The sequence below is a fragment of the Bradyrhizobium liaoningense genome (genome assembly GCF_018130785.1).
Taxonomy (GTDB): Bacteria; Pseudomonadota; Alphaproteobacteria; order Rhizobiales; family Xanthobacteraceae; genus Bradyrhizobium; species Bradyrhizobium liaoningense_A.
In genome coordinates this window covers 79404-93490 of sequence record NZ_JAFCJT010000019.1, presented here as the reverse complement: position 1 = coordinate 93490, position 14087 = coordinate 79404, and the positions used below count along the sequence as shown (strand labels likewise).

The 14087-nt window shown below is 62.7% G+C and carries 11 protein-coding genes; 9 read left to right on the top strand and 2 right to left on the bottom strand.

From position 1 onward, the window contains the following. Positions 1-36: 36 nt before the first annotated feature. The gene (locus JQ627_RS28965; RefSeq protein WP_212487788.1) at positions 37-1539 is read left to right on the top strand and encodes an NAD(P)/FAD-dependent oxidoreductase; all 1503 of its coding nucleotides are present in this window, start codon (positions 37-39) and stop codon (positions 1537-1539) included. A gap of 230 nt (positions 1540-1769) precedes the next feature. Here JQ627_RS28965 and JQ627_RS28960 read toward each other — a convergent pair whose 3' ends face one another. Continuing rightward, positions 1770-2696 carry a response regulator gene (locus JQ627_RS28960; RefSeq protein ID WP_409363824.1) on the bottom strand — a complete coding sequence of 309 codons (927 nt, stop codon included), beginning with the start codon at positions 2694-2696 and terminating at the stop codon, positions 1770-1772. Beyond that, positions 2680-6051 (bottom strand): ATP-binding protein, encoded by a 3372-nt coding sequence (locus tag JQ627_RS28955; RefSeq protein ID WP_212487787.1) that lies wholly within the window; start codon positions 6049-6051, stop codon positions 2680-2682. Before JQ627_RS28955 ends, JQ627_RS28960 begins: the two co-directional genes overlap by 17 nt. A gap of 168 nt (positions 6052-6219) precedes the next feature. Here JQ627_RS28955 and urtA point away from each other — a divergent pair, with 168 nt between their 5' ends. The 8 genes from urtA to JQ627_RS28915 all read left to right on the top strand — a co-directional run bounded on the left by urtA (position 6220) and on the right by JQ627_RS28915 (position 14036). After that, positions 6220-7479: an urea ABC transporter substrate-binding protein gene (gene urtA, locus JQ627_RS28950; RefSeq protein WP_212487786.1), complete on the top strand. Its 1260-nt coding sequence runs from the start codon at positions 6220-6222 to the stop codon at positions 7477-7479. Between the two features lie 130 nt (positions 7480-7609). Then, positions 7610-8536 (top strand): urea ABC transporter permease subunit UrtB, encoded by a 927-nt coding sequence (urtB, locus tag JQ627_RS28945; RefSeq protein WP_212487785.1) that lies wholly within the window; start codon positions 7610-7612, stop codon positions 8534-8536. Positions 8537-8554: 18 nt separating this feature from the next. Further along, on the top strand, positions 8555-9697 hold the full coding sequence (gene urtC, locus JQ627_RS28940; RefSeq protein WP_212487784.1) for an urea ABC transporter permease subunit UrtC: 1143 nt from the start codon (positions 8555-8557) through the stop codon (positions 9695-9697). Positions 9698-9707: 10 nt separating this feature from the next. Continuing rightward, the gene (gene urtD / locus JQ627_RS28935) at positions 9708-10463 is read left to right on the top strand and encodes an urea ABC transporter ATP-binding protein UrtD (protein ID WP_212487783.1); all 756 of its coding nucleotides are present in this window, start codon (positions 9708-9710) and stop codon (positions 10461-10463) included. A 70-nt stretch (positions 10464-10533) separates the two neighbouring features. Next, a complete protein-coding gene (gene urtE / locus JQ627_RS28930) occupies positions 10534-11223 on the top strand; it encodes an urea ABC transporter ATP-binding subunit UrtE (RefSeq protein ID WP_212487782.1) in 690 nt (229 codons plus the stop codon). 27 nt (positions 11224-11250) lie between these two features. Next, positions 11251-12480 (top strand): formamidase, encoded by a 1230-nt coding sequence (gene fmdA / locus JQ627_RS28925; RefSeq protein WP_212487781.1) that lies wholly within the window; start codon positions 11251-11253, stop codon positions 12478-12480. 93 nt (positions 12481-12573) lie between these two features. Continuing rightward, entirely contained in the window at positions 12574-12951 is a 378-nt protein-coding gene (locus JQ627_RS28920; protein WP_212487780.1) for a zinc ribbon domain-containing protein, read from the top strand. Positions 12952-12995: 44 nt separating this feature from the next. After that, complete coding sequence (locus JQ627_RS28915) at positions 12996-14036, top strand: aliphatic amidase (RefSeq protein ID WP_212487779.1); 1041 nt, start codon at positions 12996-12998, stop codon at positions 14034-14036. Positions 14037-14087: the final 51 nt, after the last annotated feature.

Genomic DNA, 14087 nt, shown 5'->3' with positions numbered 1-14087 from the left:
GGCGGCCACAAAAACAAGCAAGGCATAGAAGCAACAATGAATGTCGCTGTACGCAGTCACGCCACCACCAAGCAGGCCACGGAACATTTCGACGTCCTGATCGTCGGTGCCGGCATCTCCGGCATCGGCAGTGCCTATCACATCGAAAAGCAGCTGCCGGGCACGAGCTACGTCATCCTGGAAACGCAAGCGACGTTCGGCGGCACCTGGAGCACGCATCGCTATCCCGGGATCCGTTCCGACAGCGACCTCCACACTTTCGGCTATAGCTTCAAGCCCTGGGTCGGCCCGCCGATCGCGACCGCCGAGGAAATCCTCGCCTATATGAACGAGGTGATCGACGACAACGATATCGCGCGGCATATCCGCTACAAGCACAAGATCATTTCGGCGAGCTGGTCGAGCGAGCAGAATCTCTGGACCATCGAGGCGGTCACGACCGACACCGGTGAGCCCAGGACCTTTACCGCGAATTTCCTCTGGATGTGCCAGGGCTATTATCGCCATTCCGAGGGTTACACCCCGGAATGGAAGGGTACGGACCGCTTCAAGGGCCGCATCGTCCATCCGCAGAGCTGGCCTGACGATATCGACCTCGCGGGCAAGAAGGTGGTCGTGATCGGTTCCGGCGCGACGGCGGCGACGCTGGTGCCGAACATCGCGGACACGTGCGCGCATGTCACCATGCTGCAGCGCTCGCCGACCTATTTCCGTCTCGGCCGCAACGCCATCGAGATCGCGGAGGAGCTGCGCAGGCTCCAGGTCGACGAGGCCTGGATCCACGAGATCGTCCGCCGCAAGATCCTGTTCGAGCAGGATGCCTTTACGAAGCTCTGCATCTCCAAGCCGGAGCAGGTGAAGAAGGAGCTGATCGGCCAGATCAGCGCGGTGCTCGGGCCTGACTATGACGTCGAGACGCATTTCACGCCGAGCTACCGGCCGTGGCGGCAGCGCATCGCCTTTGTGCCGGATGCCGATCTGTTCAAGGGCATCGCCAGCGGCAAGGCCTCCGTCGTCACCGACGAGATCGAATGTTTCGTCGAGAACGGCATTCAGCTCAAATCGGGCAAGCTGCTGGAAGCCGATGTCGTCGTCACCGCGACCGGCTTCAATCTCGCCGCACTCGGTGACATCGCCTTCGAGATCGACGGCAAGCCGCTCGCCTTCGGCGACACGGTGACCTATCGCGGCATGATGTTCACGGGCGTACCGAACATGGTCTGGGTGTTCGGCTATTTCCGCGCCAGCTGGACGCTGCGCGTCGACCTCGTCGCCGATTTCGTCTGCCGTCTCCTCGGCCACATGAAGGCCAAGGGCACCAAGAAGGTCGAAGTCAAGCTCCGCGCCGAAGACCACAACATGCCGATCCTGCCCTGGATCGATCCGGAAAACTTCAACCCCGGCTACATGATGCGCAACATGGACCTGCTCCCCAAGCGCGGCGACAAGCCGGAATGGCAGCACAGCCAGGATTACTGGACCGAGAAGGACGAGATTCCGAAGACGGATCTGGATGACAAGGCGTTCGTGTACGGGTGAGAGGGTTGTTGGTGTAGGAGGCGGGACGATCGCCACACACTCCGCCGCCGTCCCGGGGCGCGAAGCGAGCCCGGGACCCATACTCCCAGGCGGTGGTTATAGGGCGAACGGGCAACTCCGAGTCTTCGCCAAACATCTCCTTGTGGGTATGGGTCCCGGATATGCGCTGCGCTTGTCCGGGACGACACTTTTGCTTGAGCGAACGGCGCACCAACTCATCTGCAGTGCTGCTACGAATTCCTTCTCGTCGCATTCGTCGCTATGGCCGCCGCCGCGGTCCGGTTCTCCACGCCGAGCTTGGCGTAGATCTGCTCCAGATGCTTGTCGACGGTGCGCGGGCTCAAGCCCAGGATCTGCGCGATGTCGCGGTTGGTCTTGCCCTTGCTGAGCCAGGCCAGCACTTCGCCCTCGCGGGCGGTGAGGCCGAGCTCGCTGGTGAATTCGGCCGGCAGCGCGGTGCCGGATTCCTTGGACAGTCGCAGCAGGAACTCGTTCGGCGCGGTTTCGCCCATGTAGTAGAGCCGCAGTTGCGGATTGTCGGGCAGGGGAGCCGCCTGCGACTTCGAGCTGCCCTTGCCCTTCGCCTGCTCCAGCCATTGCAAGAGTGATGGCGGCAGGACGAAGTCGTCAGTCTGCGCGGCGGGATGATCGGACAGCAGTTTTTGTGCCTGCGGGGTGGCCCAGAGGATGTGACCCTGGCGATTGACCGCGAACAGGAAGCGGCCGGAGACGTCGAGCGCGGCGCGCGCGCTCTGGGTCAGGCGGGCGTTGCCGAGATGGACTCGGATGCGCGCCAGCATCTCCTCGATCACAATCGGTTTTGTCACGTAGTCGACGCCGCCGGCCTCCAGCCCGCGCACGATGTGCTCGGTCTCAGCAAGGCCCGTCATGAAGATCACGGGCACGTTGGCAACGCCCGCATCGCGTTTGAGCCGGCGGCAGGTCTCGAAGCCGTCCATGCCGGGCATCACGGCATCCAGCAGCACGATGTCGGGCGTGATCTGGTCGACGATGCGCATCGCGGCCGCGCCGTCGAGCGCCACCATCACCGTCATCCCGGCGCCGTCGAGCGCGTCGGTGAGCAGCCGCAGCGTCTCCGGGGAGTCATCGACAACGAGCGCGACATCGCGCTTCCTCGACTCAATGCTCATGCGCATGCAACGTCTTCAATGTGGCCATGTACCGGTCGAGATCGAAGCGGTCGACCAGCGACCGCATTTCCGCGACGAAGTCGGCATGCTCGGGGTGCTCGCTGCCGATCTCGTCCAGCTTCAACTGGATGCCCTTGACGTAGCCGATCTGGCCGAGCCCGAGCAGCGCCTCGATGTGCCGCACCGGCGGCCTCGATCCGCTCTCGGGCCGCCAGAACGGCACCGCGATCTCGTCCGAGCCGTACTGCCATTCGATCCGGAGGAGTTGGCGGATCGTCTCCAAGAGCCGCGGGATGTCGATCGGCTTCATCAAATAGCCGTCATGGAAGGGCTGCGCCAGCGGCGTGCCGTGCGCCTCCAGCGCGCTCGCCGATACCATCAGGATGCGGGCCTGGTGATGGCCGCTCGTGCGCAACGCCTCCGCCACCGCCCAGCCGTCCATGGCCGGCATGGAGATGTCGAGCAGGAACAGATCGGGCCGGCAATGCTGCGCCAGCGCCAGGCATCCCGGGCCGTCGGTGGCGCTGAGCAGGATGAAGCCGAGCGGTGCCAGCACCTCACGCAGGAGGTCGCGATGCACGGGGTCGTCGTCGGTGATGAGGATGGTCTTGCGTGCGCCGTGATAGCCGGAGACCGGCGCCTCCACCGGCGCGATGCGTTGCGGATTGGTGACCTCCGACAGCAGGATCTTGACCTTGAACGTGCTGCCGGCGCCGACCGTGCTCAAGACCTTGATGTCGCCGCCCATGACACCGGCGAGCAGCCGGCTGATGGTCAGGCCCAGCCCGGTGCCGGTCTGCGGCTGCGAGACGCCGAGCGCGCCGCGCTCGAACGGCGCAAAGATGCGCTCGAGATCGTCGCCCTGGATGCCGGGGCCGGTGTCGATCACCTCGAACTCGGCGACGGGGCTGCGATAGTGCACGACGAACTGCACGCTGCCGGTCTGGGTGAACTTGATCGCGTTGGAGAGCAGATTGATCAGCACCTGGCGCAGCCGCTTCTCGTCGGCATAGACCACGACCGGCAAATGCGCGGGCCGCCTGAACACGAAGTCGATGCCCTTGGCGGCAGCCTGAAGACGGAACATGCCGACGAGCTGGTCGAGGAATTCGCTCAAGCGCACCTCGTCGCGCGAGAGATACAGCCGCCCGGCCTCGATCTTGGAGATATCCAGAATGCCGTCGATCAGGCCGGAGAGGTGATCGGCGCTGCGGCGGACGACGCGGACCTGGTCGCGCGGCTTGGTGTTCAGCGTCGCGTCCTGCTCGAGGAGCTGGGCATAGCCGCTGATCGCATTCAGCGGCGAGCGCAGCTCGTGGCTCAGGCCGACGACATAGCGGCTCTTGGCGAGGTTGGCGGACTCGGCGACCTCCTTGGCGCGCTGGAGCTCGGTGTCGGTGCGCTTGTGTGCGTCGATCTCCTGGATCAGCAGCGCGGTCTGCCGCCGAGTCTCGGCTTCCGCAGCACGACGGCTTTGCTGCGCCAGCACGAACAACCAGGCCACAACGCCGATGATGATGCTGAGTGAGAAGAACACCTTCCACAGCACGTTGGAGACAAGCATGTTCTCGCCGTGCACGCTTGCCGAGGTCTGGAGATAGATCAGCCCGAGCACCAGCGCGACAAGGCCGGCCGAGACCACGAAGACGCCGATATAGTGCCCGAACTGCGAGTTGATCCGCTGATAGATCGGTTGCGGCAGTATCCTGCCGAGCGCGTCGGAGAACTGCACCTGCGCCCGCGCGTGCGGTTTGCATAGGTCGTGGCAGCGTGCATCGAGCGAGCAGCACAAGGAGCAGATCGGGCCGGCGTAAGCGGGGCAGGACGTCATGTCCTCCGGTTCAAAGCTGTGCTCGCAGATACAGCACTGAATCGCTTCAATATTGACCCAGCTCCTCTTCGGCTTGCGCGCGATGTAGTATTTTCCGTCGGTGAGCCAGGCGATGACAGGCGCGGTGACGAAGGCGACCGTCAGCGCGACGAAGGCCGCGAGCGCCTTCATGGTCGGGCCGAACAGGCCGTAGAACGCCGCGATGGAGACGATGGTCGCAATCGTCATGGCGCCGACGCCAACCGGGTTGATGTCGTAGAGATGGGCGCGCTTGAACTCCATCTGCGGCGGCCGCAGGCCGAGCGGCTTGTTGACGACCAGATCGGCGACGAGCGCGCCGACCCAGGCAATCGCGACATTGGAATAGAGCGCCAGCGTGTGCTCCAGCGCCTTGTAGACGCCGATCTCCATCAAGAGCAGCGCCACCATCACGTTGAACACCAGCCAGACGACCCGGCCAGGATGGCTATGCGTCAGACGCGAGAAGAAGTTCGACCAGGCGATCGAGCCGGCATAGGCGTTGGTGACGTTGATCTTGAGCTGCGACAGGATCACGAACGTGCCTGTGAGCGCCAGCGCCAGGTCCGGCTGCGACAGAACGTAGCGAAACGCTTCGAGATACATGTGCGCGGGCTCGGCCGCCAGCTCGCCCGAGAGGCCGTGGCTCAGCGCAAAAAAGGCGAGAAAGGAGCCCAGCAACAATTTCAGCGCGCCGAAGATGATCCAGCCGGGGCCCGCGATCAGCAGAGCGATCCACCACGACGTTCGCGACGTGCGGCGGTCGCGCGGCAAAAACCTGAGAAAGTCGACCTGCTCGCCGACCTGCGCCACCAGCGAGAACACCACGGAGGATGCGACGCCGAACAGCAACAGATCGAAATGCCCGCTCGCGTCGCCATGCTCGCCGGCGAACTTGCGCCACTCCGTGAACGAATAAGGGTTGGCCCAGGCGATCGCGGCAAAGGGCAGGATGTGCAGGATGATCCAGATCGGCTGCGTCCAGAGCTGGAAGCGGCTGATCAGCGTGATGCCGTAAGTCACGAGCGGAATGATCGCCACCGCGCTGATGAGGTAGCCGATCGGGCGCGGAATGCCGAAGCACATCTCCAGCGCCGTTGCCAGGATCACCGCCTCGATGGCGAAGAAGATGAAGGTGAAGGTGGCGTAGATCAGCGAGGTGACGGTCGAGCCGATATAGCCGAAGCCGGCGCCGCGGGTGAGCAGGTCAATGTCGATGCCGCATTTGGCTGCGTAATAGGCAATCGGGACGCCGCAGAAGAAGATGATGGTGGAGACGACGAGGATCGCGGCGCTGGCGTTGGTGACGCCGTAGTTCAGCGTGATGGTACCGCCGATCGCTTCCAGCGCCAGGAAGGAGATGGCGCCGAGTGCAGTATTGGCGACGCGGGCGGCGGACCAACGCCGCGCGCTCTTGGCGGTGAAGCGCAGCGCGTAGTCTTCCAGCGTCTGGTTGGCGACCCATTGATTGTACTGGCGCCTGACGCGGTCTATTTGCTGCCGCCCTGCCACTAACCCCACTCCCGATACGGACCCGGACGCCTCGCAAATTCCGTACCAAAAGCCTACGTCGGTATTTTGCGGTGCAGTATACGCGATCTTGCGTATGCTTGCGCTGCACAAATTCGAGCCATCCTCACGGCACCAATCGCGTGTCCTCGAACAAACAGTGGGGTGCTCATGTCAGACGAAGCAAACAAGGGCCTGTTGTCGCCGTTACGGCGCAAACTATTGATGGGAATGGCCGCCGTGCCGGCCATCACGATGCTGCCGCGGGCGTCCTTTGCGCAGGCCCCGGCCACTTCGGCGGTCAACACCACGGGCCTCGCGGTCACCGACACCGAGGTGACGGTCGGCATCCTCCACTCGGCGACCGGCACCATGGCCATCTCCGAGACCGGCTCGATCGAAGCCGAAAAGCTCGCCATCGAGCAGATCAACGCCATGGGCGGCGTGCTGGGGCGCAAGATCAAGTTCATCCAGGAAGACGGCGCCAGCGACTGGCCGACCTTTGCGGAGAAGGCCAAGAAGCTGCTCGTCAACGACAAGGTCGCGGCCATCATGGGCTGCTGGACCTCAGCCTCGCGCAAGGCGGTGCTGCCGGTCATGGAGCAGTACAACGGCATGCTCTATTACCCGACCTTCTACGAAGGCCTCGAGCAGTCCAAGAACGTGATCTACACCGGCCAGGAAGCGACCCAGCAGATTCTCGCCGGCCTGAACTGGATCGCGAAGGAAAAGGGTGCCAAGTCGTTCTTCTTCATCGGCTCCGACTACATCTGGCCGCGCACCTCGAACAAGATCGCGCGCAAGCACGTCGAGAACGTGCTGAAGGGCAAGGTCGTCGGCGAGGAGTATTATCCGCTCGGCAACACCCAGTTCAACTCGGTCATCAACAAGATCAAGTTGACTAAGCCGGACGTGATCTTCACCGACGTCGTCGGTGGCTCGAACGTCGCGTTCTACAAGCAGCTCAAGGCAGCCGGCATCGACCTTTCCAAGCAGGCGCTGCTGACGATCTCGGTGACCGAAGACGAAATCGACGGCATCGGCGGCGAGAACATTGCGGGCGCCTATGCCTGCATGAAGTACTTCCAGTCGCTCGACAATCCGAACAACAAGGCCTTCGTGCCCGCGTTCAAGAAGATGTGGGGCGAAAAGACCGTGATCGGAGACGTCACCCAGGCTGCCTATCTCGGCCCGTGGCTGTGGAAATTGACGGTGGAGAAGGCCGGCTCCTTCGACATCGACAAGATCGCCGCGGCCTCGCCGGGCGTCGAGTTCAAGGGCGCTCCGGAAGGCTATGTGCGGATTCACGAGAACCATCACCTCTGGTCGAAGACCCGGGTGGGCCGCGCCAAGCTCGATGGCCAGTTCGAGCTGATCTACGAGACCGCCGATCTCGTCGAGCCGGATCCGTTCCCCAAGGGCTATCAGTAAGTCGCGGCATCAGTCGCGCCTTCTCCCAAGACCAAGCCTCTCCCTGGCGTGGACAGCAAATCCACGCCCAAGACCCCCGCGTCGCGAACCTGCTCGCGACGCGGGACCTTACCCCTGACGGAGGACATCGATGTTCGGCGACTACTCGCTTGGTGACCTTGGCTCCATCTTCGTCATGCAGGGTTTTGCGGGACTGATCCTGTTCTCGGTCTACGTCCTGATGGCGCTCGGGCTCGCGATCATCTTCGGCCAGATGGGCGTCATCAACATGGCCCATGGCGAGTTCATGATCCTCGGGGCCTACGTCACCTGGATGACCTCGAATTTCTTCCAATCTTACCTGCCAGGCTTGTTCAGCGGCTACTTCTTCCTCGCGATGATCCTGGCCTTCGTCGCATCCGGCGCGCTGGGAATGCTGGTGGAGTGGGTGCTGATACGGCATCTCTACAAGCGCCCGCTCGATACGCTGCTTGCCACCTGGGGCCTCAGCCTGATGCTGCAGCAGGCCTATCGTTCCGTGTTCGGCGCCCGCGAGGTCGGCGTCGAGCTGCCGCAGTGGATGCTCGGCTCGCTGCACGTCACCGACAGCATCGAAGTGCCGATCAACGGCGTCTTCGTGATGTGCCTCACCGTGCTGATCACCATCGGCGTCGCCTATGTCATGTACAAGTCGCGCTGGGGCCGTCAGGTGCGCGCCGTCGTGCAGAACCGCATCATGGCGGGCGCGGTCGGTATCAACACCGAAAAAGTCGATCGCTACACCTTCGGTCTCGGTTGCGGCATCGCCGGTGTCGCCGGCAGCGCCTTTACGATGATCGGCTCCACCGGGCCAACCTCCGGACAGCTTTACATCGTCGATACGTTTCTGGTGGTCGTGTTCGGCGGCGCCGCGAGTTTGATCGGCACCATCGCCTCGGCTTTCTCGATCTCGCAGACGCAGTCCACCCTCGAATTCTTCATGTCGGGCTCGATGGCGAAAGTGCTGACGCTGCTCGCGGTTGTCGGAATCCTGATGCTGCGGCCGCAAGGGCTGTTCGCCCTCAAGGTCCGCAAGTGAGAAACTGGGGCTGATGCAATGACCGACAATCGCTTCTTCAACCGATCGGAGTTCATCGGAATTCTGGTGCTCGCGGTCTTCCTGGTGGTGGTCCTGCCGCTCACACTCGATGTCTTCAGGCTCAATCTGGTCGCGAAATATCTGACCTATGCCTTCGTCGCGCTGGGGCTGGTGATCTGCTGGGGCTATGGCGGCATTCTCAGCCTCGGTCAGGGCGTGTTCTTCGGGCTCGGCGGCTACTGCATGGCGATGTTCCTCAAGCTCGAGGCATCGAGCGTGGAGAATACCAAGATCCAGTCGACCCCCGGCATTCCCGATTTCATGGACTGGAATCAGATCACCGCGCTGCCGCTGTTCTGGAAGCCATTCAGCAGCCTCACCTTCACGATCGCCGCCATCATCCTCGTGCCCGGCATCTTCGCTCTCATCATCGGCACCGCGATGTTCAAGCGCCGGGTCGGCGGCACCTACTTCGCCATCATCACCCAGGCGGTGGCGGCCATCCTCACCATCCTGATCGTGGGGCAGCAGGGCTACACCGGCGGCATCAACGGCATGACCGATTTGCGGACGTTGAAGGGTTGGGACATTCGGCCCGATCACGCCAAGATCGTGCTGTACTTCTTCGAAGTTGGTCTCCTGTTCGCCTGCATCATGATCGCGCAGTTTGTCCGGCACTCCAAGCTCGGGCGTATCCTGGTCGCGATGCGCGAGAAGGAGGACCGGGTCCGCTTCTCCGGCTACAGCGTCGCGAATTTCAAGATCTTCGCTTTCTGCATTGCCGCCGTGTTCGCCGCGATCGGCGGCGCCATGTTCGCGCTCAATGTCGGCTTCATGTCGCCGTCCTTCGTCGGCATCGTGCCGTCGATCGAAATGGTGATCTACACCGCCGTCGGCGGCCGGCTGTCGATCCTCGGCGCGGTGTACGGCACGCTGCTGGTCAACTTCGCCAAGACCAGCCTGTCGGAAACCTTCCCCGAATTGTGGCTGTTTGGCCTCGGCGGATTGTTCATCGCCGTGGTCCTGGCCTTCCCGAACGGCCTTGCCGGGATCTGGGGCGACTACGTGCAGCCGCGTATCGATCGCCTGATCACGTCGCGCAAACCGAAACCTGACGGGTGGACCGACAGCTCGGTCGCCGACGGCGCCCCTGCGGAGTGAGGAGGTCATCATGCTCGTAGGTCATCAGCCCAAGGAATTCCTGCTCGCCGTCGAGGCACTGACCGTGTCGTTCGACGGGTTCAAGGCGGTCAACGACCTCTCGTTGTACGTCGACGAGAACGAGATCCGCGTCATCATCGGTCCCAACGGCGCCGGCAAGACCACCGTGCTCGACCTGATCTGCGGCAAGACCAAAGCCACGTCGGGCTCGATCCAGTTCCGCGGCAAGGAGCTGACGCGGATGAAGGAGAACGAGATCGTCAAGACGGGCGTCGGTCGCAAATTCCAGAACCCCTCGATCTACGACGATCTCACGGTGTTCGAGAATCTGGAGATCTCCTATCCGCGCGGCCGCTCGGTGTTCGGCGCATTGACCTTCACCCGCGACGCCGCGGTGCGCGACCGGGTCCACGAAGTCGCCGAAATGATCTTTCTGAAGGATCGGCTCAACGTGAACGCCGATCTGCTCAGCCACGGCCAGAAGCAGTGGCTCGAGATCGGCATGCTGCTGATCCAGGATCCGGATTTGCTGATGCTGGATGAGCCCGTCGCCGGCATGAGCGTGTCCGAGCGCGCCAAGACCGCCGAGCTGCTCAACCGCATCATCAAGAACCGTTCGGTGCTGGTAATCGAGCACGACATGAAATTCGTCGAGGACATCGCGCACAAGGTCACCGTGCTTCACCAGGGCCAGATCCTCTCGGAGGGCACCATGGAGAAGGTGAAGAACGACCCCAAGGTCGTCGAAGTCTATCTGGGCCATTAGCACATGATCCCGTTAAGTGGCGTCCGGTTTCCGGGCAAGATGATGTGCAAGAAGTAAGGAGCGCGCGACGATGCTGGCAATTTCCGATCTTCACGTCGCCTACGGCCAGAGCGAGGTGCTGCACGGGCTCAACGTCAAGGTCGCCGCGAACGAGATCGTGGCGATCATGGGCCGCAACGGCATGGGCAAGACCACGCTGATGAAGTCTCTGATGGGCATCCTGCCGGCGAAGAGCGGGTCGGTGACCATGAACGGTGCCGAGCTCGGTGGCTTGCCGAGCTACGAGCGCGTCGCCAAGGGCCTCGCCTATGTGCCGCAGGGCCGCATGATCTTCTCCACCATGACGGTGAAGGAGAACATCGAGACCGGTCTCGTCGTCTCCGGCCAATCCGAGGTGCCCGGCGATATCTATGAACTGTTTCCGGTGCTGCTCGAGATGAAGGGCCGGCGCGGCGGCAACCTCTCCGGTGGACAGCAGCAGCAGCTCGCGATTGCGCGTGCGCTCGCGACCAAGCCGAAAGTCTTGCTGCTTGACGAGCCGACCGAGGGCATCCAGCCGTCGATCATCAAGGACATGGCGCGGACATTGAAGCGCATCCGCGATGAGAAGGGACTCTCGATCGTCGTGTCCGAGCAGGTTCTGAGTTTTGCGCTCGACATCGCCGACCGCGTGCTGGTGATCGAGAACGGCGAGATCGTGCGTGACGATCCGCGCGACGCCGTCGATGCCGCGCAGGTCTCGAAATATCTGTCCGTCTAACCAACCGTGTAAAAGGGGACCATCTCGATGCCAGAGACGCTGATCAAGGTCGATCTCACCAAGTCGGCTTACGAAAATGACATGGTGCACAACCGCTGGCACCCCGACATCCCGATCGTGGCCTGGGTCAATCCCGGCGACGACTTCATCATCGAGACCTATGACTGGACCGGCGGCTTCATCAAGAACAACGATTCCGCCGACGACGTGCGCGACATCGATCTGTCGATCGTGCACTTCCTGTCCGGCCCGATCGGCGTCAAGGGCGCCGAGCCCGGCGACCTCCTCGTCGTTGATCTGCTCGACGTCGGCCCGATGAAGGAGAGCCTGTGGGGCTTCAACGGCTTCTTCTCCAAGCAGAATGGCGGCGGCTTCCTCACGGATCATTTCCCGCTGGCGCAGAAGTCGATCTGGGACATCAAGGGCCTCTACACCTCGTCGCGTCACGTGCCCGGCGTCAACTTCGCCGGCCTGATCCATCCAGGCCTGATCGGCTGTCTGCCCGATCCGAAGATGCTGGAGACCTGGAACAAGCGCGAGGCCGAGCTGATCTCGACCAACCCGACCCGCGTGCCCGGGCTTGCCAACCCGCCATTCGCGGCGACTGCCCATGGCGGCCGCGCCAAGGGCGACGTCAAGGCCAAGATCGGCGCGGAAGGCGCGCGCACCGTGCCGCCGCGCGAGCATGGCGGCAATTGCGACATCAAGGACCTGTCGCGCGGCTCGAAGATCTACTTCCCGGTCTACGTGCCCGGCGCCGGTCTCTCGATGGGCGATCTGCACTTCAGCCAGGGTGACGGCGAGATCACCTTCTGCGGCGCGATCGAGATGGCCGGCTGGCTGCATCTGAAGGTCGAGGTGATCAAGGACGGCATGGCGAAATACGGCATCAAGAACCCGATCTTCAAGCCGTCGCCGATCACGCCGAACTACAAGGACTATCTGATCTTCGAAGGCATCTCGGTCGACGAGGCCGGCAAGCAGCATTATCTCGATGTCCACATCGCCTACCGCCAGGCCTGTCTCAACGCGATCGAGTATCTGAAGAAGTTCGGCTACTCCGGCGCCCAGGCCTATTCGATCCTCGGCACCGCGCCGTGCCAGGGCCACATCTCAGGCGTGGTCGACGTCCCCAATGCCTGCGCCACGCTGTGGCTGCCGACGGAGATCTTCGACTTCGACGTGATGCCGTCGGCGGCGGGACCGATCAAGCACATCAAGGGCGATATCCAGATGCCGATCTCGCCGGACAAGTAATCCCTGTGCGACGGGATGCGGGACGGCGCGTATCTGCCGCCCCGCATCCGCCGCCGGATGCGTTGAAACAGGCAAGAGCGTAGGGATGATGCGATGCCGGTCTATGAATATCTCTGTGACGATTGCGGTCCGTTCAAGGATCTGCGCCCGATGGCGGAATGCGACGATCCGCAAAGCTGCCCGCATTGCGAGACCATGGCGCCGCGGGTGATCCTGACCGCGCCGAATTTCTTCTGCATGCCCGCGGACAAGCGCAAGGCGCACGCCGTCAACGAGCGCAGCTCGCATGCACCGCAGACGCTCGCGCAATACAAGGCCTCGCATGGACCCGGCTGCGGCTGCTGCTCCACGGGCAAGACCGTGAAGGACAAGAGCTCGACGGACAAGACAAAGCCCGCGCGACTCATGACCAAGACCAGGAGCGGCACCAAGGGCTTTCCTACCGCGCGGCCCTGGATGATCAGCCATTAGCGCGTGCGATGACCTCAAGCAAATAAAAGACAGGAGCGCTCAAGATGCTTCACGGTGACATTTCCAGCAGCAACGACACGGTCGGCGTCGCAGTCGTCAACTACAAGATGCCTCGCCTGCACACCAAGGCCGAGGTGCTCGACAACGCCCGCAAGATCGCCGACATGCTGGTGGGCATGAAGGCCGGCCTGCCCGGCATGGACCTGGTGATCTTTCCCGAATATTCCACGCAAGGGATCATGTACGACTCCAAGGAGATGTACGAGACGGCGTCCGCCGTGCCCGGTGAGGAGACCGCGATCTTCGCCGAGGCCTGCCGCAAGGCGAAAGTGTGGGGCGTGTTCTCGCTGACCGGAGAGCGCCACGAGGAGCATCCGAACAAGGCGCCCTACAACACCCTGATCCTGATGAACGACAAGGGTGAGATCGTGCAGAAGTACCGCAAGATCATGCCGTGGGTGCCGATCGAGGGCTGGTATCCCGGCAACTGCACCTATGTCTCCGAAGGCCCGAAAGGCATGAAGGTCAGCCTGATCATCTGCGACGACGGCAACTTTCCGGAGATCTGGCGTGACTGCGCCATGAAGGGCGCCGAATTGATCGTGCGTTGCCAGGGCTACATGTATCCGGCCAAGGAGCAGCAGGTCATGATCTCCAAGGCGATGGCGTGGGCCAACAACGTTTATGTCGCCGTCGCCAACGCCGCCGGATTCGACGGCGTCTATTCCTATTTCGGTCACTCCGCGATCATCGGCTTCGACGGCCGGACGCTCGGCGAGTGCGGTGAGGAGGACTACGGCATCCAGTATGCGCAACTCTCGAAGCATCTGATCCGCGATGCGCGCCGCAACGGCCAGTCGCAGAACCATCTCTACAAGCTGGTCCACCGTGGCTACACCGGCATGATCAATTCCGGCGAGAGCGCGCGCGGCGTCGCGGCCTGCCCCTATGATTTTTACAAGAACTGGATCGCCGATCCGGAAGGGACGCGGGACATGGTCGAGGCGATGACCCGTTCGACGCCGGGCACCGACGAGTGTCCGATCGACGGCATCCCGAACGAGGCGGCGCCAAGCAATTACTGAGCTATTGCGGCCGGCTTCATGCGCGAAATGGGAATTTTGCCCTGCAAACCG

Bases quoted from the DNA above. Each gene is read 5' to 3' on its own strand.
- JQ627_RS28965 (WP_212487788.1), top strand. From the start codon at position 37: ATGAATGTCGCTGTACGCAGTCACGCCACCACCAAGCAGGCCACGGAA.
- JQ627_RS28960 (WP_409363824.1), bottom strand. From the start codon at position 2,696: ATGCGCATGAGCATTGAGTCGAGGAAGCGCGATGTCGCGCTCGTTGTC.
- urtA (WP_212487786.1), top strand. From the start codon at position 6,220: ATGTCAGACGAAGCAAACAAGGGCCTGTTGTCGCCGTTACGGCGCAAA.
- urtB (WP_212487785.1), top strand. From the start codon at position 7,610: ATGTTCGGCGACTACTCGCTTGGTGACCTTGGCTCCATCTTCGTCATG.
- urtC (WP_212487784.1), top strand. From the start codon at position 8,555: ATGACCGACAATCGCTTCTTCAACCGATCGGAGTTCATCGGAATTCTG.
- urtD (WP_212487783.1), top strand. From the start codon at position 9,708: ATGCTCGTAGGTCATCAGCCCAAGGAATTCCTGCTCGCCGTCGAGGCA.
- urtE (WP_212487782.1), top strand. From the start codon at position 10,534: ATGCTGGCAATTTCCGATCTTCACGTCGCCTACGGCCAGAGCGAGGTG.
- fmdA (WP_212487781.1), top strand. From the start codon at position 11,251: ATGCCAGAGACGCTGATCAAGGTCGATCTCACCAAGTCGGCTTACGAA.
- JQ627_RS28920 (WP_212487780.1), top strand. From the start codon at position 12,574: ATGCCGGTCTATGAATATCTCTGTGACGATTGCGGTCCGTTCAAGGAT.
- JQ627_RS28915 (WP_212487779.1), top strand. From the start codon at position 12,996: ATGCTTCACGGTGACATTTCCAGCAGCAACGACACGGTCGGCGTCGCA.